This window comes from Lysinibacillus sp. NPDC093216 (assembly GCF_050280325.1).
In the GTDB taxonomy this organism is placed as follows: domain Bacteria; phylum Bacillota; class Bacilli; order Bacillales_A; family Planococcaceae; genus Lysinibacillus.
In genome coordinates this window covers 137,902-159,780 of record NZ_JBNNVB010000006.1, presented here as the reverse complement: position 1 = coordinate 159,780, position 21,879 = coordinate 137,902, and the positions used below count along the sequence as shown (strand labels likewise).

At 38.8% G+C, this 21,879-nt stretch carries 22 protein-coding genes and 1 other annotated feature; of the genes, 12 read left to right on the top strand and 10 right to left on the bottom strand.

What is annotated here, in order from left to right; all coding sequences use genetic code 11:
* Positions 1 to 15 precede the first annotated feature (15 nt).
* From ACQKOG_RS09650 to ACQKOG_RS09615, 8 genes are all read left to right on the top strand, one after another.
* Positions 16 to 981: a catechol 2,3-dioxygenase gene (locus tag ACQKOG_RS09650; RefSeq protein ID WP_427446182.1), complete on the top strand. Its 966-nt coding sequence runs from the start codon at positions 16 to 18 to the stop codon at positions 979 to 981.
* Between the two features lie 541 nt (positions 982 to 1,522).
* Positions 1,523 to 2,002 (top strand): flavin reductase family protein, encoded by a 480-nt coding sequence (locus ACQKOG_RS09645; RefSeq protein WP_427446180.1) that lies wholly within the window; start codon positions 1,523 to 1,525, stop codon positions 2,000 to 2,002.
* 10 nt (positions 2,003 to 2,012) lie between these two features.
* Entirely contained in the window at positions 2,013 to 2,801 is a 789-nt protein-coding gene (locus ACQKOG_RS09640) for a 2-keto-4-pentenoate hydratase (RefSeq protein ID WP_427446178.1), read from the top strand.
* 2 nt (positions 2,802 to 2,803) lie between these two features.
* Entirely contained in the window at positions 2,804 to 3,688 is an 885-nt protein-coding gene (locus tag ACQKOG_RS09635) for an acetaldehyde dehydrogenase (acetylating) (protein WP_427446176.1), read from the top strand.
* A 14-nt stretch (positions 3,689 to 3,702) separates the two neighbouring features.
* A complete protein-coding gene (gene dmpG, locus ACQKOG_RS09630; RefSeq protein ID WP_427446174.1) occupies positions 3,703 to 4,704 on the top strand; it encodes a 4-hydroxy-2-oxovalerate aldolase in 1,002 nt (333 codons plus the stop codon).
* A 20-nt stretch (positions 4,705 to 4,724) separates the two neighbouring features.
* Entirely contained in the window at positions 4,725 to 5,516 is a 792-nt protein-coding gene (locus tag ACQKOG_RS09625) for a 2-keto-4-pentenoate hydratase (RefSeq protein ID WP_427446172.1), read from the top strand.
* 17 nt (positions 5,517 to 5,533) lie between these two features.
* Positions 5,534 to 5,728 carry a 4-oxalocrotonate tautomerase gene (locus tag ACQKOG_RS09620; RefSeq protein WP_427446170.1) on the top strand — a complete coding sequence of 65 codons (195 nt, stop codon included), beginning with the start codon at positions 5,534 to 5,536 and terminating at the stop codon, positions 5,726 to 5,728.
* Positions 5,729 to 5,743: 15 nt separating this feature from the next.
* On the top strand, positions 5,744 to 7,219 hold the full coding sequence (locus ACQKOG_RS09615) for an aldehyde dehydrogenase (protein ID WP_427446168.1): 1,476 nt from the start codon (positions 5,744 to 5,746) through the stop codon (positions 7,217 to 7,219).
* A gap of 93 nt (positions 7,220 to 7,312) precedes the next feature.
* Here ACQKOG_RS09615 and ACQKOG_RS09610 read toward each other — a convergent pair whose 3' ends face one another.
* The 8 genes from ACQKOG_RS09610 to serA form a co-directional block, all read right to left on the bottom strand.
* Positions 7,313 to 8,245: a hypothetical protein gene (locus ACQKOG_RS09610; RefSeq protein WP_427446166.1), complete on the bottom strand. Its 933-nt coding sequence runs from the start codon at positions 8,243 to 8,245 to the stop codon at positions 7,313 to 7,315.
* Positions 8,232 to 8,729: an RNA polymerase sigma factor gene (locus tag ACQKOG_RS09605; RefSeq protein ID WP_370080939.1), complete on the bottom strand. Its 498-nt coding sequence runs from the start codon at positions 8,727 to 8,729 to the stop codon at positions 8,232 to 8,234. The genes ACQKOG_RS09610 and ACQKOG_RS09605 overlap by 14 nt, the downstream gene beginning before the upstream one ends.
* Before the next feature lie 146 nt (positions 8,730 to 8,875).
* Positions 8,876 to 10,006: an ABC transporter permease gene (locus ACQKOG_RS09600; protein ID WP_370080937.1), complete on the bottom strand. Its 1,131-nt coding sequence runs from the start codon at positions 10,004 to 10,006 to the stop codon at positions 8,876 to 8,878.
* Position 10,007: 1 nt separating this feature from the next.
* Positions 10,008 to 11,243: an ABC transporter permease subunit gene (locus tag ACQKOG_RS09595; protein WP_370080935.1), complete on the bottom strand. Its 1,236-nt coding sequence runs from the start codon at positions 11,241 to 11,243 to the stop codon at positions 10,008 to 10,010.
* Positions 11,240 to 12,121, bottom strand: coding sequence for an ABC transporter ATP-binding protein (locus ACQKOG_RS09590; protein WP_402870928.1), 882 nt, complete (start codon positions 12,119 to 12,121; stop codon positions 11,240 to 11,242). The genes ACQKOG_RS09595 and ACQKOG_RS09590 overlap by 4 nt, the downstream gene beginning before the upstream one ends.
* Positions 12,115 to 12,873, bottom strand: a complete 759-nt coding sequence (locus ACQKOG_RS09585; protein ID WP_402870931.1) for a hypothetical protein — start codon at positions 12,871 to 12,873, stop codon at positions 12,115 to 12,117. Before ACQKOG_RS09585 ends, ACQKOG_RS09590 begins: the two co-directional genes overlap by 7 nt.
* Positions 12,833 to 13,420, bottom strand: coding sequence for an RNA polymerase sigma factor (locus tag ACQKOG_RS09580; protein WP_402870933.1), 588 nt, complete (start codon positions 13,418 to 13,420; stop codon positions 12,833 to 12,835). The genes ACQKOG_RS09585 and ACQKOG_RS09580 overlap by 41 nt, the downstream gene beginning before the upstream one ends.
* 153 nt (positions 13,421 to 13,573) lie before the next feature.
* Entirely contained in the window at positions 13,574 to 15,181 is a 1,608-nt protein-coding gene (gene serA, locus ACQKOG_RS09575; protein ID WP_370080927.1) for a phosphoglycerate dehydrogenase, read from the bottom strand.
* 162 nt (positions 15,182 to 15,343) lie between these two features.
* Positions 15,344 to 15,582 (bottom strand) — a binding site (T-box leader).
* A 408-nt stretch (positions 15,583 to 15,990) separates the two neighbouring features.
* Between serA and ACQKOG_RS09570 the strand changes: the two genes are divergently transcribed.
* A complete protein-coding gene (locus ACQKOG_RS09570; protein ID WP_402870935.1) occupies positions 15,991 to 17,643 on the top strand; it encodes an FAD-binding dehydrogenase in 1,653 nt (550 codons plus the stop codon).
* A 182-nt stretch (positions 17,644 to 17,825) separates the two neighbouring features.
* The gene (locus tag ACQKOG_RS09565) at positions 17,826 to 18,023 is read left to right on the top strand and encodes a hypothetical protein (protein WP_370080923.1); all 198 of its coding nucleotides are present in this window, start codon (positions 17,826 to 17,828) and stop codon (positions 18,021 to 18,023) included.
* Positions 18,024 to 18,084: 61 nt separating this feature from the next.
* On the opposite strand, the gene ACQKOG_RS09560 is transcribed toward ACQKOG_RS09565, so the two are convergent.
* Positions 18,085 to 19,056, bottom strand: coding sequence for a rhodanese-related sulfurtransferase (locus tag ACQKOG_RS09560; RefSeq protein WP_402870938.1), 972 nt, complete (start codon positions 19,054 to 19,056; stop codon positions 18,085 to 18,087).
* A gap of 137 nt (positions 19,057 to 19,193) precedes the next feature.
* Between ACQKOG_RS09560 and ACQKOG_RS09555 the strand changes: the two genes are divergently transcribed.
* Positions 19,194 to 19,976, top strand: coding sequence for an enoyl-CoA hydratase (locus ACQKOG_RS09555; RefSeq protein WP_402870941.1), 783 nt, complete (start codon positions 19,194 to 19,196; stop codon positions 19,974 to 19,976).
* Between the two features lie 153 nt (positions 19,977 to 20,129).
* Here ACQKOG_RS09555 and ACQKOG_RS09550 read toward each other — a convergent pair whose 3' ends face one another.
* On the bottom strand, positions 20,130 to 20,315 hold the full coding sequence (locus ACQKOG_RS09550; protein ID WP_370080917.1) for a YhzD family protein: 186 nt from the start codon (positions 20,313 to 20,315) through the stop codon (positions 20,130 to 20,132).
* Between the two features lie 349 nt (positions 20,316 to 20,664).
* On the opposite strand from ACQKOG_RS09550, the gene ACQKOG_RS09545 reads away from it, so the two are divergent.
* Positions 20,665 to 21,879 carry a metallophosphoesterase family protein gene (locus ACQKOG_RS09545; protein ID WP_402870945.1) on the top strand — a complete coding sequence of 405 codons (1,215 nt, stop codon included), beginning with the start codon at positions 20,665 to 20,667 and terminating at the stop codon, positions 21,877 to 21,879.

Here is a 21,879-nt window from a genome sequence, read left to right as displayed (position 1 = left end):
TAGGAGGAATGTTTGATGTCAAATTTTGATGTAGCACAATTAGCGCATGTGGAGCTTTTTACACCAAAGCCAGAGGAATCTTTAAAGTTCTTCACAGATTATATGGGACTACAAATTACTGCACGCGAGGGGCAATCTGTTTATTTACGAGGCTATGAAGATTTTTATCATCACACATTAAAGCTTACGGAAGGAAAAGAAGCTGGTCTTGGACATTCTGCATGGCGAGCAAGTTCACCTGAAGCGCTAGAGCGTCGTGTCGCATCTTTAGAAAAAAGCGGTTACGGAAAAGGTTGGATTGATGGTGATTTAGGTCATGGTCGTGCTTACCAATTCTTCACACCAGATGGACATAATCAAGAGATTTTGTGGGAAGTAGATTATTTCCAGCCAGCTGAAGACCAAAAAACATTATTAAAAAGTCGTCCACAAAAGCGGCCAATAATGGGTGTTCCGGCACGCCGTTTAGATCATATCAACTTAATGTGTAGGGATGTGGCAAAAAACCGTGAGTTTATGTCCGAGCATTTAGGCTTCAAATTGCGTGAACAAATTGTTTTAAACAATGATGAAGAAATTGGTGCATGGATGAGTGTTAGCCCACTTGTACATGAGGTAGCGTTAATGAACGATCAAACTGGCAACAGTGGCCGCTTCCATCATATTGCATTTTGGTACGGCTATCCACAGCACCTAATGGATACAGCTGATATTTTTGTAGAAAACGGTATTCAAATAGAAGCGGGGCCTGGTAAGCATGGTGTGAGTCAAGCGTACTTCATGTACGTGATGGAGCCTGGTGGCAACCGAGTTGAATTATTTGGTGATTCAGGTTACCTCATTTTCGATCCCGATTGGAAGCCAATAACATGGCGTGAAAATGAGTTAGATGAAGCGATTATTTGGTATGGCTCTCCACTACCTAATGAGTATTTCTTATATGGTACCCCAGATCGAGCAGTAAAGGTTCCTGTGAAATAAACAATAGTAGGGCTCATCACCAAAAGTTAGCGATGACATTTGTTAAAACGTATGCAATTTATATAAGTTGATTGGAGTGGAGACTGGGCGACTCCTTGGGGATTAGCAATAGAGGAACGAAGGCTAAGAGCATCACATCCTGTGATAACGCCTTCGTGACCAACATCGGTGCTGCTGACGCTTCGTTAGCACTACGCTTTCGCGCAAAAGACATCTGTTGGCCCGAGACCCTGCAGCGAAGCGATTAGGGAAACGAAGGCTAAAAGCATCACGTCCTGTGACAACGCCTTCGTGACTAACATCGTGTTAGCCCGACGCCCCTAGGAAGCTTTGCTCTGTGCGAAAGCGAAGCGACAGCAACAAATGTTTTCTGTAGCGAAAGCAAAGCGGCAGCTACAAAGCGCCCAGTCGGAACGGAAATCAACCCTACGTTATGGTGATAAGCTAGTCAGTATTTTTATCTGTAAAAAAATCCAAATCGCTGTCTTAAATACTACTTCATAGTATTTGAGACAGCACAATATCATGAGGAGGTTATGTAATGGAGGATCGTCTGTTTAGAAATGCAATGGGGAAATTTGCAACAGGTGTCACAGTAATTACAACAAATGTAAATGGCAGTATCCATGGTATGACAGCAAATGCGTTCATGTCTGTTTCACTTGATCCAAAATTAGTTGTCATCTCTATCGGTGAAAAAGCTTCGATGCTGAAGCATATCCAACAAAGCGGAACATTTACTGTCAATTTTTTATCAGCACAGCAGCAAGAGCTATCCATGCTATTTGCCGGACAAATAAAAGAAAAGCATCAAGTAAAATTCGGTGATTTACAAGGTGCACCTACAATTGAAGGTGCTATTGCACAGGTGAGCTGTGAGGTAGCTAGCACCTATATTGAAGGTGATCATATGTTATTTATCGGACGAGTGAAAAACATTCATCTAGAAGATGGGGAGCCATTGCTGTTCTTTAATGGACAGTACGGTGCATTATCAGCAGAAACAACGCTACAGGTCTAGGAGGTTAGATATGGATAGACAACTATATGCAGAGAAATTACAGGAAGCTCAGGCAACGAAGCAACCAATCGATCCGCTAACATCTACTGTTCCAGACATAACTGTAGATGACGCTTATGCTATTCAATTACTTCAAATTGCTACAAAGCAACAAGAGGGGAAACAAATTGTCGGTAAGAAGATTGGTTTAACGAGTAAAGCGATGCAGCAGCAATTTAAAGTTACGGAGCCAGACTACGGACATATTTTATCGGATATGGTGGAAGTTGACGGTGCAACGATCTCACTCAATCATTTCATTCAACCAAAGTTGGAATTTGAGATTGCGTTTGTTTTGAAGAAGGACTTATATGGACCAAATATTACAGTGGAGGATGTCCTGGAGGCGACAGATTACATTGTACCCGCACTAGAAGTAATTGATAGTCGCATAGAGGATTGGAAAATTCGTTTTGAAGATACAGTCGCAGACAATGGTTCCTCTGCCATGGTGATTATTGGTGGAACGCCTACTAAATTGCTTGATGTAGATTTACCGCATATTGGCATGAATGTTTACCGCAATGGTGAATTGTTTGATAGTGCAGCCGCAGCCACTGTCATGGGTGATCCATTACGTGCAGTTGCATGGTTAGCTAATAAACTTAGTAAATATCAAATCGGTTTGCAGGCGGGTGAATTGGTGTTAGCAGGTGCATTGACAGCGGCAGTCACAATTGAGGATGGAGATACGTTTACGGCAGAGTTTGCCCATCTAGGTGCTGTGTCCGCTACGTTTAGGCTGAAGGAGGAGAAGTGAAGATGGCAAAGTTGAAAGTTGCGATTTTAGGCTCCGGTAATATCGGTACAGATTTAATGTACAAAATTGAGCGTAGTGATTACTTAACAATGAGTATCATGGTAGGAATTGACCTTGCTTCTGAGGGAATTCAACGTGCAAAGGCTCGTGGCTATCGTACAATCACGAATGGAATAGATGGCTTAGTGGCATGTCCTGAGCTTTTTGATATTGTGTTTGATGCCACAACGGCAAAGGCACATTCTATGCACAGTGAGAGAGTACTTGCTCTTGGCAAAAAGATCATTGATTTAACGCCAGCTGCTATTGGACCATTCGTTGTGCCGTGTGCTAATTTGGAAAAATTCGCGACGGCCGATAATGTCAATATGGTGACATGTGGTGGCCAAGCGACTATTCCAATTGTCTATGCTATTAACCAAGTAGCAGATGTTGAATATGCGGAAATCGTTGCAACGGTAGCGAGTAAAAGCGCAGGACCTGGAACACGGGCTAATATAGATGAATTTACACGAACAACAGCCAATGCAATAGAGGACGTAGGCGGAGCGAATAGAGGAAAGGCTATTATCATTTTAAATCCAGCTGATCCGCCGATTATCATGCGTGATACTGTGCATGTTTTAGTAAATGAAGGTGACAAGGAACAAGAAATTATCGAAGCAATTGAAGATATAGTGCTAGCTGTTCAGCAATATGTACCCGGATATCGCATGACGAGCGCGCCTATTTTTAATGGTAAACAAGTATCTATCTTTTTAGAAGTAGAGGGAGCAGGAGATTTTTTCCCAACCTATTCAGGAAATCTCGATATTATGACGGCTGCAGCAGTACAAGTAGGGAATGAAATCGCTAAACAGCACCTTGAAACAGTGAAGGCGAACTAAGCGGAGGTGAGTAAATGACAAAATTAACAGTTTTAGATGTGACATTGCGTGACGGTAGTCATTCAATGCGCCATGCATTTACAGAGCAACAAGTGAGAAATGTGGCTCGTGGTTTAAAGAAAGCAAAGGTGAAATATTTTGAGGTATCCCATGGAGATGGATTAGGGGGCTCTTCTTTACAGTATGGCTTTTCAAAAGTAGATGAACTGAAGTTAATCGAAGCAGCGCGAGAAGAATGTGGTGAATCGGCTATTTCAGTCTTAATTTTACCTGGTATAGGTGTAAAGGAAGATTTAAAAAATGCAGTGAAGGCTGGAGCTAAAATGGCCCGTGTGGCAACACATGTTACTGAGGCCGATGTTGCTGGACAACATATTTACTTAAGTCGAGAGCTAGGATTGAAAACAGTCGGATTTTTAATGATGGCGCATATGGCTCCAACGTCTGTAATAGTAGAACAAGCGAAGTTATTTGAGAGCTACGGCGCTGAAATTATTTATGTGACGGATTCAGCAGGTGCCATGCTACCTCATGAGGTCAAGGAACGTATAGCCACATTAAAGTCACATGTTTCTTGCGAAATTGGTTTCCATGCCCATAATAATTTATCACTGGCCATGGCAAATACGTTAGCTGCTATCGAAGCAGGTGCTACGTATGTAGATGGTAGTTTACGCTGTTTAGGTGCTGGTAGTGGTAATGCACAAACGGAAGTAATGGTTGCAGTTTTTGATCGTCTTGGCTATGAAACGGGTATTGATTTATATAGTGTAATCGATGTTGCTAATGAAGTAGTGGCACCAATTATGCCACGTCCGCAAGAAATAACAGGCTCTAGCTTAATGATGGGCTACGCTGGTGTCTACTCTAGCTTTTTATTATTTACGCAGGAAGCAGCGAAAAAATATAACGTAGATGAACGTGAAATTTTACTGGAGCTCGGTAAGATGAAAGCGGTAGGCGGGCAAGAAGATTTAATAGCAGAAATTGCTCGTAAGATAGCCAAGACAGTCTAGGAGAAAGGGAGGGATGAGCGATGATGAAAACAGATACGCTAGATCAAATTGCGTATGAGTTGTATAAAGCAGAGCGAGATGTGTCTGAGGTCACGAAGTTTGTTGATCAATATCCAGAGCTGACGGTAGAAACAGCCTATGATATTCAAGACAAATTAATTGAACTAAAGCGCATGCATGAGCAAACAACCATTTCAGGGCTAAAGCTTGGCTTAACGAGTAAGGCAAAACAACAAATGATGGGTGTACATGAGCCATCTTACGGCGTTCTTTTAGCGAATATGGAGTTAAATGCACAGAGGCCGATTTCGTTAAAATCTTTAATTCATCCGAAAATTGAGCCAGAGATTGCCTTTGTATTTAAGGAGGATTTACACGGTCCGATTGTAACCATTGCGCAAGTTTTGAAAGCAACTGATTATATTGCACCTGCCATGGAAATGATCGATAGTCGTTATTTAAATTTCAATTTTACCTTACCAGATGTGATTGCTGATAACTCTTCTTCTTCGCGCTACATAGTAAGTTCACAAAAGTATGCGGTGAACGAAGTGGATCTTGTGAATATGGGCTGTATTTTCACGCACAATGATGAAATCTTTGCGACGAGTACAGCAGGCTCAGTAATGGGGCATCCAGCACGTGCCATTGCATGGATGGCAAATAAAATAATCGCTCGTGGACAACACATTCGAGCTGGAGATGTTGTGCTAAGTGGCGCGTTAACAGGCGCTGCAACAATGCATGCAGGAGATTGCTTTACTGTAAGCTTTGATGGAATGGAGTCATTAACAGTTGAAGTAGAGCAATAGAGAAGGAGGAAGGTGAAATGCCATTTATTCAAGTAACATTAGTTGAAGGACGTACACCAGAACAAAAGGAGCGGTTAATTGAAGAAGTAAGCAAAACCGTGTCTTCTGTATTAGACTCACCGCTTGAAACGGTTCGTGTGTGCTTAAATGAAATCCCAAGCGCTCATTGGGGAATTGCAGGGAAGTCCATCCAACGTCGACAAAATGAATAATAAGGAGTGTCTACTATGGGGAATACACAAACGAAATTGAAAGAAGTTAAGCTATTTATTAATGGGGAATATGTTGAATCTTCTTCTCAAACATTGTTCGAGGTAAAAAATCCTGCGACCCAGGAGATTATTGCAAAAGTCCATGAAGCAAGCTTTGAAGATGTGGATCGGGCATGTGAGGCAGCACGGCGAGCTTTTGAAGAAGGGCCATGGCGTACAATGCCTTTATCTGAGCGTTTGGCGAAAATTCGTCGGATGGCAGAAATTATTCTAGAACGCAAAGAGGAGTTAGCGCGCCTAGAAGCATTAGATGTAGGTAAGCCTTATCAAGTAGCATTAGAACGCGAAATTCCTCGAGCCGCAGAAAATTTAAAGTTTTTTGCTGATTTTATGGAACAACAAGGCGGCGAAGTATACCCGATGGATGATGCTTATTTAAATTATACGCGCTATGAACCAGTGGGAGTTGCAGCGTTAATTACCCCTTGGAATTTACCGTTTATGCTAACAACGTGGAAGCTTGGTCCATGCTTAGCATCAGGGAATACAGCGGTCATAAAACCTGCAGAAATTACACCTTTAACTGTATCGTTACTTGGTGAGATTGCACAACAAGCGGGTATTCCAGACGGTGTCGTTAACGTTGTTCATGGCTTTGGAGTACAATCAGCAGGGGAATTTATGACGACACATCCTGAAGTCGATTTAATTTCCTTCACGGGGGAAACGACGACAGGGAAAGCAATCATGAAAAACGGTGCCGATTCATTGAAAAAAGTTTCCTTTGAATTAGGTGGTAAGGCAGCGAACATTATTTTTGAAGATGCGAATTTAGAAAAAGCCATCCCGGTATCGATTCAAGCAGCATTTATGAATTCCGGTCAAGTTTGTCTAGCAGGGTCACGTATTTTAGTGCAACGTACGATTTTAGATGAATTCCTTACACGTTTTAAAGAAGCGGCTGCCACATTAGTCGTTGGTGATCCTCAAGACTCAAAAACGAATATGGGACCTGTCGTAAGTGAAACACATTATAACAAGGTGACAAGCTATTTAAGTATAGCGGAATATGAAAATTCTACGCTTATTTACGGTGGTGAACGTCCTGAGTTACCGGCGAATTTAAGTACGGGTTATTATTTAAAACCGACTATCTATTTACAAGAAAATCCGCAAGCCCGCATTTGCCAAGAGGAGATTTTCGGTCCTATCGTTACAATTATTCCGTTTGATACGGAGGAAGAGGCACTTGCGATAGCAAATGGAACAGAGTACGGTTTAAATGCTATTGTCTGGACCGAAAACTTACAGCGTGCACACCGTATTTCACATGATGTACGTGCAGGTACGATTTGGGTAAATTGCTGGTTTGTACGTGACTTACGTGCTCCGTTTGGAGGATTTAAAAAGAGTGGCATAGGGCGTGAGGGCGGTCACCATAGCTTAGAATTCTTCACGGAAGCGAAAAATATTTGTATAGCGTTGAAGTGAGGGCTAGCGTTGGCCTGATTCGGAGGTGGTATCTCAGAAATGTTCTGGGATACTTTTTTTGTGAAAAAAGCTGTCCAATAACTTATTGAACAGCTAGTAGTGTATATAATATGCAAGATATAGCAATGAAAAAGCTAATGCAATACATAGTTGAACAACGGCACTTGCTACTAGGTATCCTCGGGGTTCACCTGCTTTTTTACGATAATAAATTTGCATAATAGAGTAGAGCGTAAATAAGCCATATATAATCGTAGTGTGTATGGAATGCATTAGTAAATAGATAGCAAATAAAATACCTGCAAACAAGACTAGCATAATAGCATTGGCGATGGCATGTTCGACTGTAGCCGCAACAAAACGCCGTTTAATATGAGGCATTCTTTTTTTTGCAAGCCATAGCGTGAAATGCGTAAGCAAGACAAAGATATTTCCAAAAATAATCTTGATTGAACGTTTATCATCATAGTAGTATTCAAATGAATTAAATGCATTGTCGAATTGAATTGCTTGTTTTGTTACGACATTAAAGAAAGTATCATTATTAAGCACCTTCCATTTCTCTTGAGTTCCATCAGAATAGACAATCAACACATCTTGAGGTTTAAAGTAACCATTAGCTTCCCACTGTTGAGCTGTTACTGCAACGGAAGGTGCATGTCCCATTTGTTCTTGTAGCTGACTTAAAAGTTGCTTATTTGTATAGCATTCCTGAGGTACATAAAGGCATGAAGCTTTTGCAATAAAAGTTTCTTTGTTTTCATTACTGTGTACATAGACTTTAGCAATTGTTTTGTTTGTATCTGTTGTCAGTAGAGAGTTAGCCGGTCCTTGGATAAAGGACAACATTAAAATAGAAAGAACTGTGATAAATAGCAAGGACACTGCAGGAATTTTCCAAGACTTTTTAATTGGTCGTTTTTCTATTGTAGTAGGTGTAGTAATATTGTGCAGTATTTTTTCCTGCTGCTGCTTAGTTAATTTGAGATCGCGTAAATGTTGCCAGGATTCCTCATTGTTCTTCATCAAATTCACCTCCAAGCTGCTTTTTCAATGCGACAAGTGCACGTTTTAATGTGTTTTTTACTTTTCCTTCATTCCAGCCTAGAACATCACAAGTTTCCTGAATGGATAAACCCTCGATTTTACGTAAAATAATGACATCTCGATAGGTGAGCTTAAGTCTACTAATTGCAAGATAAAGTGACTTTGCATCTTCTTGCTGGATGAGCCATTGGTGTGGTGAAGTTAGCTCAAGTTCTTCATGGACGTTTAAAAATGGTACAAATTGAATAAGTCTTTTCCGGCGGTAATGATCGTAAGCTAGATTACGTGCAGTACTCCTAAGCCAAGCGAGCTCTGCATCTTCTTTGATTGTCTGCTGATATTTTAAATAGCGGGCAAATGTCTCTTGTGTGAAATCCTCCGCTAATTTCTCATCATTGAGTAAGTAATATAGGTATTTAAAAATAGTTTGATTATGTAAGTAAAACAGCTCTTCAATCGTCAAAATGTGCACCTCCTTTCTCTTAAAGACGAGTGACTTTCTGAAAAGTATCATTTTACCAAAAAATAAAAAAAACGTACTTGCCGTAAATGGCAAAGTACGCTATTTTTATTTTGCATTAAAATTCAGCAGTAGCAAAGTAGCAAGGTTTATACAATATCTTTACGTGATTCACGTCGCCAAGCATAAAATGTAAGTATTATTGTAAGACCGATGAGGAAAATGTATCCTATCGGTGTTAACCACTTTGGATGCCAAATCGAAATGATGTCTGAAATCATATAATTCGTGACACCAGCAATCATGCCGAACATAACAATAATCTGAATACCAATCAATGCAATTGTATTACGAGCAAATGTTGAAATTGCCATCGATAATATACCTAAGAATACAGCTGCTATAAAGATTGCCACGATTGATAAAATGATATATTGGAAAAACGTCATATCGTACCAGTAATAGTCCCAGCAAAATGAAGACAATGGTAAGTCGAAATGGGAAGAAGTGTTATTTGTTGCATACATAGTTAAATAAATAATCATTAATACAATTGTTATAAACACTGCACTGACGAGCCCTGCAAGCCATTTTATCCAAAATATTCTTCGTCCTTTTTTCGATGTATATTGCAATGGAATAATAGATGTTACCTTGTCCCTAAGATAAATAGGAGATAGCAGAATTGAGATGCTGAATAAGATAATAATAGATAAATTTTGTGCAATTCTCTGGAAATTGTCTAATACAATGTTAGAGTATATCGTATGCTTTCTGTCATTCAATAACTGCTTAAAGCGCTGCTGATGTGCCCCGGATGTGCGTTCCATTTCTGCTTGAAGTGATATTTCATGGTGTTGGTAACTTTCAATTAAACGTTCCCATGCTTGCAGTACCCATGGAAAATCCTCTTCGCTGTGAAAAGTAATAGCATTAAAATACTCTGACTGCTGTTCATTCTCCGGATCACTAAATGCTTCATATGTTGTAATACCTAACGCCACAGCTTTCGGATCATGTTCTAAAAATGTATCTGCCTTCTTTTTCTCCTGCTCGTACATGGCTACTATTTCTTTATATTCTTTTTCGTCTATTTCTGCCCCATACTTTGGAATCAGTTGCTGCTCAATCGCAAATGTATCTCCCGCAGGACGACCATTGGGAAAGTAGGTTATATTAAACTCAAACACTAGCCAATAGAGAAGTACATTCACAAATACAATTAACGCTACAATCTTCCACGAAAATATTTTCCTCATTTCCATCCAAAATAGCTGCATATTACACAATATCCTTTCTATTAAATCGTCTGAGTACGTATGTTACACAAAGTAAACTAATGAGACACCATAAAACTAAAGTCCAAACCTCATGATATTCAAACATCATCAAATTGGACACACCTGAAAAATACATATGGGGATTGAGTAAAAGTAGTGTTAAATTAAAATGCATAAGTAGCAATAACGTAGGCATACCACTGAAGAACATAGGTACAACAAACATACTCACAAGAATTAATATACAGAGTATCCAAGAGAGATAACTATTTCTTAAAAATGTACTTATGCAAAATGTAAGGAGCGAGATAATAAGTAAAGTGATAACAAGTATAGTAATTGTTAATAATAAATACTTCCAGAGCTCAATTGGCCACCATGTTATATGTGGCCACGTATATTCCCAGTTCAAGCCACTGGTAATAGGTGCTGTCCAAACGCCAGAATAATCATATACCATGAAAAAGGTTATTAATGATATTCCGAACAGCGGCAATAAGGTAAGGAGAGTCGTTAAAAGGCTTGCTATTAGTTTATGCCGCATCAATAGACGTCCTTTTTTCGTTGCGTATGTTACAAGCTGTGTTCGATGTTCAAATTCAAAATTTGTAATAAGAGCTGTGAGAAGTACGACTAGTATTACACCTTCCATAGCGATTTTCTTTATAAGATTTTTAAATAATTCACTATGCATTCGATAGTCACTTGCAAAAAACCACTTATTATATTCTTTAGTTTCCTTCATTTCTGTGAAGCGATTATTTAATTTATCGAATTCCCTCGATACAAAGCCAGCCGCCCAGTTTGTTAAGCCGAAATCAGCAATTGTTCCTTCCTTTAGTGTCTCGATATTAAGCTTAGCGTAACGTTCATCTAAACTCTTTCCAAGATTAATATATAATTGCATCAAATGTATTCGATCAATTTCATGTTGCTCAGCTAAAGTAGAATTTTGATATTTTTCATCATTCATGGAATTGATAAAAACATTGGCATCTTGAAACTGTGGATTACGTTTTTTAACATCTGCATTCAAGTCTTTCTGCATTTTACTCAAGATTTCATCATTAAAGGTTTCACCGTACTTTTTAATAATGTCATTTGCTATTTTTAATTCGTCTCTTACATAGGAATTACTAATAATCGTGAAAATATTAAAAATAGAAAACAACACGAGTAGTATTAAAATGGTTGGTGAAAATAATGCTTTTTTCATTTCAAGCCAAGTAATATTCATGTGTTACCACCACTTGTATTTTCATGTGCATATTCCACTAGAAATACATCCTCGAGCTGTGGTTCAACTGACTTCCAGAATGATTCTGCTTTTTCATCAGCGACAAAGCGTACAATCATCTTTCCTTGCTCTTGCTTTTCTGCCAGTGTCACATAACTTTTACGGAATTCGGTAAAGTCCTCATACGTCATTGTTGTTTCAAACACTTTTCCTGAGAGTGTTGCGCAAATATTAGCAACAGAATCTTTATAAGAAATGACGTTGTTTTTTATCATGATAATTTCATTCGCAATAGATTCGATGTCTGATACAATATGGGTCGAAATGATAATAATTCGGTTACGCGCAAGCTCTGACAACAAATGTCTAAAGCGAGCACGTTCCTTTGGGTCAAGCCCTGCTGTTGGTTCATCAAGCACTATTATTTTGGGATCACTTAAAAGTGCCTGTGCAATGCCAACCCGTTGAATCATCCCACCTGAAAATTTTCGCATTTTTTTATTCTTCACATCACTAAGTGCTACCATATCGAGTACTTCATCAATTCGACTGGCTACGGTTTGCTTGTCCATCCCTTTTAATGTTGCCAAATAACTTAAATATTGCTTTGGTGTAGAATGTTTGTAATAACCAAAATGCTGAGGTAAATAGCCAACATGCTCACGATATGATTGACCAAGCATTTGAATAGGTTGTCCTTGATAAAAAATGTCGCCAGTTGTTGGACTAATCAATGTTACAAGCATTTTGATAAGAGTTGTCTTACCAGCACCATTTGGAGCGAGTAAACCGTATATACCATTGTCAAACTGTAAATTTATATTATGCAATGCTGTAAAATCCCCGTACTTTTTTCCTACATCTTGTACGACTAACATTCAAAAACTCCCTCCTGATTTTTTGTCATTAAACGTTTAAATGAATAAAGGTATAGTGCTAGTACTCCAATAAGTAAGACACTGTACACTGCAATCGGTAAGTTGTCTAAAATTCGTGCATACTGTTGACCTACTGTTAAAAGTAAAAGTGTATTTCCTAATATCCAAGCTATGATAAATACCAAGCTTCGATTGAAGACCTGTCCATTGTAAAGTGATAATAGTAAGCCTGTTGAGAATAGAAATAACCCTGTTAAAGATAGAAGTAACAGTCGGAATATATCAATCTCCACCTTAAATGATAAGATTAAGATAAATGACATATTAACTAAAATAGCTATTCCACTAAAGAAAAGCATGCGGCATACGAGTAACTGAAAGACCGTATACTTCATCGTCATTTCTAATTCAAACGTATTATTCGACCGTTTTTGATAATATGCATATGCTGTTAAGCTTAGGAAAACAAGTGGTGAGAGCATAAAGAACATACCATTCAACATAAAAGACTCCGTTGCTATGTCATCAGCTATTAGCCATATATAGCCGAAGATCATTAACGTTATAAGTCCGCTAAACAATGCCTCACCATAGCTAAGGAAAACATATTTCCAGCCAATTTGACGCTTTAAGTCAAGCAATAAATGTATGAAGGTTTGTTTTACTGGTAGTCCTTGCTTGATAATAGAAGCAACTTGCTGTTCAATCTCTTCATCTGTTGGATACGGAATTGCCCATTTTTTGTTTTCCATTTAAGTTAGCCTCCATTTCCTCTCTAAGTTTTTTTAACACTGCATAATATCTTGTCTTGACCGTCGATTCTGACAAATTCAAAAGCCCTGCAATCTCTTGAAAAGTCAGCTCTAAAAACAGTTTGTAACGAAGAATTTGCTGGGTCTGTACTTCATACTTATAAAGTAAAAGATTTACTTCCTCTAAATCTTCCTTTTTAATAAGGTAATTTACTATATCTACTGCATCGATAAGTTCAAGATCCTCTACATAGTTTGTTAGCTGGCCAGCTTGATACGATTTCGAGCGAAAATAATCGATGCAATGATTGGAAGCTATACGATAAAGCCATGTGCGAAAAGCGGCTTTCTTCTTATTAAAGTTAGTAATAGCCTGCAGCATGCGTATGAAAATTTCCTGTGTCAAATCTAAAGCTAATTGTTCGTCCAAAACTTGCTTATAAACAAATGAGAAAATTTCTTTATAATATTTTTTAACAAGTAAATTAGCACTCTCTTCATGAGCTGATTGCTGCACACGCCTTATCCATCGGCTTTCAAAATCCATCCATTATCACATCACTTTCATCGCCTCATTTATATATTCGTAAAGTTCTTTTAAATAGTTTTGATTTTTATAAAATTTTTTTTCGAGGTGAATAAAAAATGACCTGAGCTGTTGAACTCAGGTCATTTAATACAATATATTAAATTATCAATATTATAGGTTAATCGCTTTTACTTCATCAATATTTTCAAGCTTTGCAACGAATGTTAGATCTTCTTCTGTTACAGTATTGTCAATTGTTAGCATCATGACAGCTGTACCGCCAACTTGTGCACGACCAACTTGCATTGTTGCGATGTTCACATCTTTTTCTGCTAGCTTTGTTGCTACACGGCCGATCGCACCTGGTTTGTCAGTATTTTTAATGTAAAGAAGGTGACCTTGTGGAATAACGTCAACAACATAGTCTTCAACTTTAACAATACGTGCACCTAAACCATTTAATAATGTACCAGCAACTGTGTGTGTTTCGTTCACTGTTTTAATTTCAATTGTAATTAAGCTAGTGAAGCCTTTAGCAGTTGTAGTTTTATGCTCATTAATTTTCATACCGATACGTTCAGATAAGTAGCGAGCATTTACGTCATTCACATGATTACCGTGGTTTTTAGCTAATAAGCCTTTTAAAGCGTTTGACGTTAATGGACGTACATCATAATTTGCTACTTCACCAGCATAAGATAAGTTGATTTCTTTTACAGGCTCAGTTGTAAGTTGAGATAAGAATGAACCTAGTTTTTCAGCTAATTCAAAGAAAGGCTCGACTTGTGCAAGTAACTCTTTAGGAATAGATGGCATGTTTACTGGGTTAGTTACAGTACCTGTTTTATAGAATTTAATGATGTCGTTTGAAACGTCCACAGCTACAGACTCTTGTGCTTCAATTGTAGATGCACCTAAGTGAGGTGTTGCGATTACTTGTGGTAAAGTAAGTAGCTTGTGATCTGTTGCTGGCTCAGATACGAATACGTCAAGAGCAGCACCTGCTACTTTACCTTCTACGATTGCATCGTATAAATCATCCTCATTGATAATACCGCCACGTGCACAGTTGATGATTCGCACGCCGTCTTTCATCATAGCGAATTTTTCTTTGTTAATAAGGTTGCGTGTTTCAGGAAGAAGTGGTGTGTGTACTGTAATGAAATCTGCAGCTGCACAAATTTCTTCAACTGTTGATTTTGTTACCCCTAACTCTTTAGCGCGTTCATCTGTTAGGAATGGATCGTATGCCATAACGTTCATGCGTTGACCTTTTGCACGATAAGCAACTTCAACACCGATACGACCGAAGCCTACAACACCTAGCGTTTTATTTTTAAGCTCAACCCCAACATAAGATTTACGATCCCATTTACCGTTTTTAAGTGTATTGAATGCTTGTGGGATGTGACGAGCAAGTGAAGTCATCATGGCAATAGTGTGCTCAGCAGCAGAGTTCGTGTTACCGTCTGGTGCATTCACGACGATAATGCCATGTTCAGTTGCAGCAGTTAGATCAATGTTGTCTACACCTACTCCAGCACGACCGATAAGTTTTAAGTTTTTAGCCGCTTCAATTACTTCACGTGTTACCGTTGTTTGAGAACGTACTAGTAAAACATCTACATCCGCAATTTTTGCGATTAATTCTTCTGGTGCAAGACCAGTATCAACAATGATATTTAAGTCTAAATCTTGTTCTTGTCGTAGTGGGAAAATACCATCTTCACTTAGTGGGTCAGCGATAAATACGTTAATTGTTTTAGTTGCAGTAGTCATTTGTAATTAGCTCCTTTTAATAAAAATTTTTTAGTGTTCTTTATATACGAAACAGTCTGAAATTTGTAAAACTAAATATCTTACAGCATGCAAACAATCTCCTTTCTAGAATAAAAAACAATAAAAAAGCCTTCCGCGCCTTACAAACACAAAGATTGTGTTGTAAGGGGCGAAAGGCTGAATAAATTTGGTTCGCGGTACCACCCTTAATCACTGCTTGAAAGATTTCTAGCAGTCTTAGCTATATGCGTAACGTGCATGTGACGGATAAGCTTACTTTGGAGATGTTCGGCTTATCTATTCAGGAGTGGAACTATTATCGTAGAAATCGCTGATTTACACCAACCATCAGCTCTCTTTGGATTTTCTTGCGACTAGCATGTCTCCGTCGTTATATTTTCGTGTGATTAAATTTGTTAACATCATAATCCTTATTGTTCACCTTTGTCAACAATATTTCTGAAAAAGATTAAAAAACTTGACTTTAAAAGTCTGAAAAGTAACTAAAAACGAACTTTATACTATTTTCATTCGATTATCGTTCGTCTTTTCGGAAAGGACAATGAAAGCGCTACCGATAGATGCTAAGTCAGATTACATGGGCGTTTAACAAATATTTGAGGTCGAAAATTATACGGAAATATATTGGGATTAAATGGACTACGTGAATGGAAACTTTCTTGGTTTAGTGGAAGAAAGCGAACATTTTTTTCTTGTCACAATTTCGTCAAATTTATAATGTGTAGAAGGTAAACGATCCTTTAGAGAAGAATGTAAGTAATGAAAGATTGATTTTTAGGGGGTATAGAATGATGTATGATGTAGCAATTGTCGGTGCAGGACTGGCAGGATTAGTAGCTGCCTGTGAGTTAGCGGATGCAAAGAAAAAAATTGTTTTAGTAGATCAAGAACCTGAAAATTCAATGGGAGGACAGGCATTCTGGTCCTTTGGCGGTATATTTTTAGTAAATTCACCAGAGCAAAGAAGGCTTGGTATTAAGGATAGTAAAGAACTTGCATGGCAAGATTGGCAAGGAACGGCTGGCTTTGATCGCTTGGAGGATGAAGATTCGTGGGCGTATAAATGGGCCAAGGCTTATGTAGATTTTGCAGCTGGTGAAAAATATAGTTGGTTAAAGTCTATAGGTATTAAGTTTTTCCCTGTCGTCGGTTGGGCAGAACGTGGTGGATCATTAGCAGGCGGCCACGGAAATTCAGTTCCTAGATTTCATATTGTTTGGGGAACTGGACCAGGCATTGTAAAGCCTTTTGCTGAAAAAGTGAAAAAGGCCATAAAGGATGGATATATAGATTTTAAACCAAGACATCGTGTAGATGAGTTTATTCAACAAGACGGCAGGATTACAGGGATTAGTGGAACTGTGTTGGCTGAAAGCTATGCAATTCGCGGTGAAAAAAGCTCTAGGCTAGGGATTGGCGAATTTTCTTATGAAGCGGGAGCGGTTATTGTGGCGAGCGGTGGGATAGGGGCAAATTTTGATTTAATCAGAAAAAATTGGCCTGCTCGACTTGGTACACCACCAAAAAATATGGTCAGTGGTGTCCCTGCTTATGTAGATGGCAGAATGTTAGAAATTACTGAGCATGCGGGGGGACGTATCGTTAATCGAGACCGCATGTGGCATTATACAGAAGGCTTGAAAAATTGGGACCCTATTTGGCCAAATCACGGCATTCGAATTTTGCCTGGCCCTTCATCATTATGGTTTGATGCAGAAGGCAATCGATTTGGAGCACCAAATTTTCCGGGTTTCGATACGTTAAGCACATTAGAGGCAATTCAAAAAACAGGTTATGATTATTCGTGGTTTATTTTAACTGAAAAAATTATTGAAAAAGAATTTGCATTATCAGGCTCTGAACAAAACCCTGATTTAACAAATAAAAGTATTAGTGATGTTCTGAAACGTGTTTTGCCAGGAGCACCGGGTCCAATTCAGGCATTTAAAAATCATGGTGAGGATTTTGTGATTGCTAATGATTTAAAAGAGTTAGTTGAAGGGATGAACAAGTTGGCTGGCAATGATCTTCTTGATTTTATCAAAATAAAAGAACAAATTTTAGCAAGGGATCGTGAAATGGACAATAAATTTACAAAGGACTTACAGGTTAATGCTATTCATGGCGCAAGAAACTATGTTGGTGATAAATTTGTGCGCGTTGCGAAGCCCCATAAAATATTAGATCCCCACAATTGGCCACTTATTGCGGTACGTTTAAATATTTTAACGCGTAAAACATTAGGAGGCTTACAGACAAATTTGAATGGTGCAGTGTTAGGAATTGATAGTCAGCCTATACCGGGTTTATTTGCAGCTGGGGAAGTTAGTGGTTTTGGCGGTGGCGGTGTACACGGTTACCGTGCTTTAGAAGGGACATTTGTTGGTGGTTGTTTATTTAGTGGCAGACAGGTAGGGCGTTACTTGGCTAGAGAGGAATGAAGACAAATTTAAGTGAGATTTAGCAAGCTCTAGAGAGAGGGAAATGCTCGCTTAAATGTACGATTACTCAGGCGAAAAAGAGTACTTCTCTCATCGAACGTGGGGTTGATTTCCGTTCCGGCTGGGCGCTTTGCCGCTGACGCTTCGCTTTCGCGCAGAGCAGAGCTTCCTGGGGGCGTCCGATGAGCCGCTTCACTCGCGTTGCTCGCTCCAGGGTCTCGGGCCAACAGGATGTTGGTCACGAAGGCGTTATCACAGGACGTGATGGTTTTAGCCTTCGTTCCTCTAAATCGCTGATCCCCAAGGAGTCGCCCAGCCTCCACTCCAATCAACTATGTTTAAAAATGCTATCTCCAATTTTCGATGATGATCCAGTGTAAAATATTAAAATATTTTGGGATATGAAAGAGCATCACCACAAATGGATGATGCTCCTTTTACTTATAAAGAAGGATTTTGAACTTCAGCGATTTTCGCGATTTGTTCCTCAATCTGCTCTTTTGTCCAACCATTCTCTTCAACAAAAAAGTTGCGTTCTGCGCGGCGGCATTCGTCTGAACAGCTACGCATATAGAAAGCCTCATGCTTTTCCTCGCAAAGCATTAATTTATGGCATTCAGGGTTTGCGCAGTTTGTATAACGTTCTGTCGGTGCACCAGTGAAAAAATCCTTGCCGACAATCACATGTTCCACCTGATTAATCGGTACACTACGACGTCGATCAAAGACAAACATTTGTCCATCCCATAGTTGACCTTTTACTTCAGGGTCTTTGGCATACGTGGCAATTCCACCGTGTAACTGACCAACACTTTCTCCATAGCCTTCACGTTTTAACCAGCCAGAGAATTTTTCGCAGCGAATACCACCTGTGCAGTAAGTTAAAATTTTCTTATCAGCAAAATCTTCTTTATGAGCCTCCATCCAAGCTGGTAGATCACGGAAGTTTTCAATATCTGGACGCACCGCACCACGGAAATGTCCGAGGTCATATTCATAATCATTACGAGCATCAATAACTACCGTATTATCCTCCTGCATACGTTCCATAAATTCCTTTGGAGATAAATAATCACCTGTTATTTCTAAAGGATTGATATCATCGTTCAAACCAAGGTGTACAACCTCTTTACGAGGGCGCACATGCATTTTTTTAAAGGCATGCCCTTCAACTTCATCAATTTTCCACATAATATCGCTAAAACGAGGGTCTGCCTTCATATGATTCATGTAAGCATCAGTTTGCTCGACTGTACCTGAAACCGTTCCATTAATGCCCTCATATCCAACTAAAATACGACCAAGAAGCCCGATTTCTTTACAAACTGCTAAATGTTCCTCTGCGAATGCTACAGGGTCTTCAATAGCTATATATTTATAATAAAGTAATACACGATAGTCTTTCTGTGTCACAATTATTAACCACCTTTAAATCAATATTCGTCCTTAAATATAGCATATCAAGTGCTATTTTGCGTAGGAGAGAAGGAGTTTTCTAAAAAAACACGAATAGTTATAGTGAATGACTATTCATATTTGGGGGTGTTGGGATGGAATTTTCAACAATTACATTAGAAAAATTAGATCGCCGCGCAACATTAACATTAAATCGACCACATGCCATGAACGCCATGGATGATGTGATGATGCGTGAACTAGCAGAATGCTTTGAAGCGCTACATCAAGAGCAAGAAATACAAGTTCTCGTTATTCGCGGGGAAGGAAAAGTATTTTCTGCAGGTGGCGATATTAAAGCGATGCTAGATTCAAATAAGCCACTTGAAATAAATGATGCAATGGTTTATTTAACACGTATTGTCAAGGCATATTATCAGCTACCAATGATCGTCATTGCGGCAGTTCATGGAGCGTCAGCTGGATTAGGCTTTAGTCTAGCGTTAGGGGCTGACATCGTTGTGGCATGTGAAAATAGTAAGCTCGCTATGAATTTCATAGGTATAGGACTCATCCCTGATGGTGGCGGTCATTTCTTTATGAAGGAACGTGTGGGTACTGTCAAAGCTAAACAAATGATTTGGGAAGGTAAGGTATTAACTGCATCGGAAGCGCATGATGAAGGGTTAATTGACTACGTTGCACCAGAAGGAACTGTTTTTGCGATTACTGACCAACTAATTGGAAAAATGCTTGCTTCTCCAATTGCCTCGATGATTACGACTAAAAAAATTCTCCATGCTCAAAATTTACCGCAATTAGAGAGTATTTTATCGATGGAAGCAGCTGGGCAAGCAGCGATGCGTAAAACGGCCGATCATTTAGAGGGAATCCATGCGTTTGTAGAGAAAAGAGCACCTGCCTTTGTAGGAAAATAAATGTAACCTCTTTCATTGGGTGTCCAAACACCCGTTGATATAGAGGAACTCAGTCTAAGAACGCCACGTCCTGTGGCAACGACTGAGTGACCAACATCATGTAGGCCTAAAGGCACGTAGTAAGGTGTACTACGTGCCTTTTACTAGCCATTTTTAGACATGAAATAAGATTAATTTACCCGAAGAGTTAACAAGGCGATGAGTTTTGTTGGCAACACCTTTTTCTTCGATCTGCTGTAGACCGCTGATTTTTGCAGTCTCATCGTTTTCGAAAGTCCATGTTTCATCAAACAACGTTTCCCCAGTTTTTTCAAAAGCTGTAAAACGATAATTCTCCATACAAACCCCACCCTTTACTTAAATATATATCTATTATACATAGAAGATTTATAAACTTCACGGTAAAACTAGCGAAAATTTCGATAAATTATGAAAGTTGTGGAAAATTTGAGGCAATACTAATAATGAACATTCTTTGAATACATTTCTCAACTAGCGGGAAGTATGATAAAATAGAACAAATATTCGGTTTCGGCGTGATTCACGAATGTCTCATTATAGAAATGAGACAAATAGCAGTTAGTAAATTATTGAAGTAGCAATTCCGATGTACTGAATTAATTACTGCACTGCGAGTGATGAAAGAATGACGACAAGGTATAGATTATTTATTACTTGAGGTGATTGGATGTCAGCAATTCGTTTTTTCCATATGGCGGATTTACATTTAGATAGTCCATTTAAGGGCTTATTTGGTTTACCAGAGCAAAATTTCAAAAAGATTCGAACAAGTACTTTTGAAGCTTTTGATAAAATTATTCAAAAAGCTATTCAGGAGAAACCTGATTTTTTACTGATTGTCGGTGATATATATGATGGTGAAAATCGTAGCCTGCAGGCACAAAGACGATTTCAAGAAGCTATGGAGAAACTCTTTCAGCATAATATCCCGGTCATTTTAAGTTATGGTAATCACGATCACTTAAATGGTGCTTGGACCCGCTTTGCTTTACCGAGCAACGTTTATGAATTACCAGCTGAAACAAGTGTTGTGCAATTAAAAATACGTGGTCAGCAAGTTAATATTTATGGTTTCAGCTATAGTGACCGTCATATAACGAAATCAATGATTGATAGTTATCCTATTGCACAGGACGAGCATGCTATTCATATTGGTATGCTTCATGGTAGTGAGGCTAGTGATACCACACATGCTGTTTATGCACCGTTCACAAAAGATCAACTTCTTGAAAAAAACTATCATTACTGGGCTTTAGGGCATATTCATAAACGACAACTTTTACATCAAAATCCACCGATTGTTTATCCAGGCAATATTCAAAGCCGACATCGGAAAGAGCAGGGGATAAAGGGCTTCTATGACGTAACCTTGTCACAAACCTCTACTGATTTGGAATTTGTACCGACATCTGCTGTTGTTTATAACACGGTAGAGATGGATTGTACGAATGTGTTTCATGCAAATGAACTCCTAAAAAAATGTGAGGAAGCACTGATGCTTAATCGTCAAGAGTATGGGGCATCTGTTGTTGAACTGCATTTGAAAAATATAGATGAACAATCACAATCTTTATTTGAACATGCTACAGTTGATGCATGGCTAGAAACAATTCGAGAAGCTGAGGATGGGATTGAACCGATGTGCTGGGTACAAAAGCTTGTGTTACATCAATCATCAGTATTGTATGAGCATACTGCTGCGACTGAATCGGTTATGAATCTAATGGAGCAATGGGACATTTCTGAATGGAAGGATATTTTAAAGGAACTATACCAACATGCTGGTGGTGCAAGACTGATCGAGCCTTTAACAGAACAGGACATTAAAAATTTAATGCACAACGCGCAAGAATTATTAGCAGAAGAAATTCAAAGGGTGTGA

Excerpts from the sequence above, each read along its gene's own strand:
- ACQKOG_RS09625 (WP_427446172.1), top strand. The coding sequence starts at position 4,725 with ATGATGAAAACAGATACGCTAGATCAAATTGCGTATGAGTTGTATAAA.
- ACQKOG_RS09610 (WP_427446166.1), bottom strand. The coding sequence starts at position 8,245 with ATGAAGAACAATGAGGAATCCTGGCAACATTTACGCGATCTCAAATTA.
- ACQKOG_RS09645 (WP_427446180.1), top strand. The coding sequence starts at position 1,523 with ATGGAGGATCGTCTGTTTAGAAATGCAATGGGGAAATTTGCAACAGGT.
- ACQKOG_RS09620 (WP_427446170.1), top strand. The coding sequence starts at position 5,534 with ATGCCATTTATTCAAGTAACATTAGTTGAAGGACGTACACCAGAACAA.
- ACQKOG_RS09570 (WP_402870935.1), top strand. The coding sequence starts at position 15,991 with ATGATGTATGATGTAGCAATTGTCGGTGCAGGACTGGCAGGATTAGTA.
- ACQKOG_RS09580 (WP_402870933.1), bottom strand. The coding sequence starts at position 13,420 with ATGGATTTTGAAAGCCGATGGATAAGGCGTGTGCAGCAATCAGCTCAT.
- ACQKOG_RS09595 (WP_370080935.1), bottom strand. The coding sequence starts at position 11,243 with ATGAATATTACTTGGCTTGAAATGAAAAAAGCATTATTTTCACCAACC.
- ACQKOG_RS09555 (WP_402870941.1), top strand. The coding sequence starts at position 19,194 with ATGGAATTTTCAACAATTACATTAGAAAAATTAGATCGCCGCGCAACA.
- serA (WP_370080927.1), bottom strand. The coding sequence starts at position 15,181 with ATGACTACTGCAACTAAAACAATTAACGTATTTATCGCTGACCCACTA.
- ACQKOG_RS09650 (WP_427446182.1), top strand. The coding sequence starts at position 16 with ATGTCAAATTTTGATGTAGCACAATTAGCGCATGTGGAGCTTTTTACA.
- ACQKOG_RS09550 (WP_370080917.1), bottom strand. The coding sequence starts at position 20,315 with ATGGAGAATTATCGTTTTACAGCTTTTGAAAAAACTGGGGAAACGTTG.
- dmpG (WP_427446174.1), top strand. The coding sequence starts at position 3,703 with ATGACAAAATTAACAGTTTTAGATGTGACATTGCGTGACGGTAGTCAT.
- ACQKOG_RS09585 (WP_402870931.1), bottom strand. The coding sequence starts at position 12,873 with ATGGAAAACAAAAAATGGGCAATTCCGTATCCAACAGATGAAGAGATT.
- ACQKOG_RS09590 (WP_402870928.1), bottom strand. The coding sequence starts at position 12,121 with ATGTTAGTCGTACAAGATGTAGGAAAAAAGTACGGGGATTTTACAGCA.
- ACQKOG_RS09640 (WP_427446178.1), top strand. The coding sequence starts at position 2,013 with ATGGATAGACAACTATATGCAGAGAAATTACAGGAAGCTCAGGCAACG.
- ACQKOG_RS09615 (WP_427446168.1), top strand. The coding sequence starts at position 5,744 with ATGGGGAATACACAAACGAAATTGAAAGAAGTTAAGCTATTTATTAAT.
- ACQKOG_RS09545 (WP_402870945.1), top strand. The coding sequence starts at position 20,665 with ATGTCAGCAATTCGTTTTTTCCATATGGCGGATTTACATTTAGATAGT.
- ACQKOG_RS09635 (WP_427446176.1), top strand. The coding sequence starts at position 2,804 with ATGGCAAAGTTGAAAGTTGCGATTTTAGGCTCCGGTAATATCGGTACA.
- ACQKOG_RS09565 (WP_370080923.1), top strand. The coding sequence starts at position 17,826 with ATGAGCCGCTTCACTCGCGTTGCTCGCTCCAGGGTCTCGGGCCAACAG.
- ACQKOG_RS09600 (WP_370080937.1), bottom strand. The coding sequence starts at position 10,006 with ATGCAGCTATTTTGGATGGAAATGAGGAAAATATTTTCGTGGAAGATT.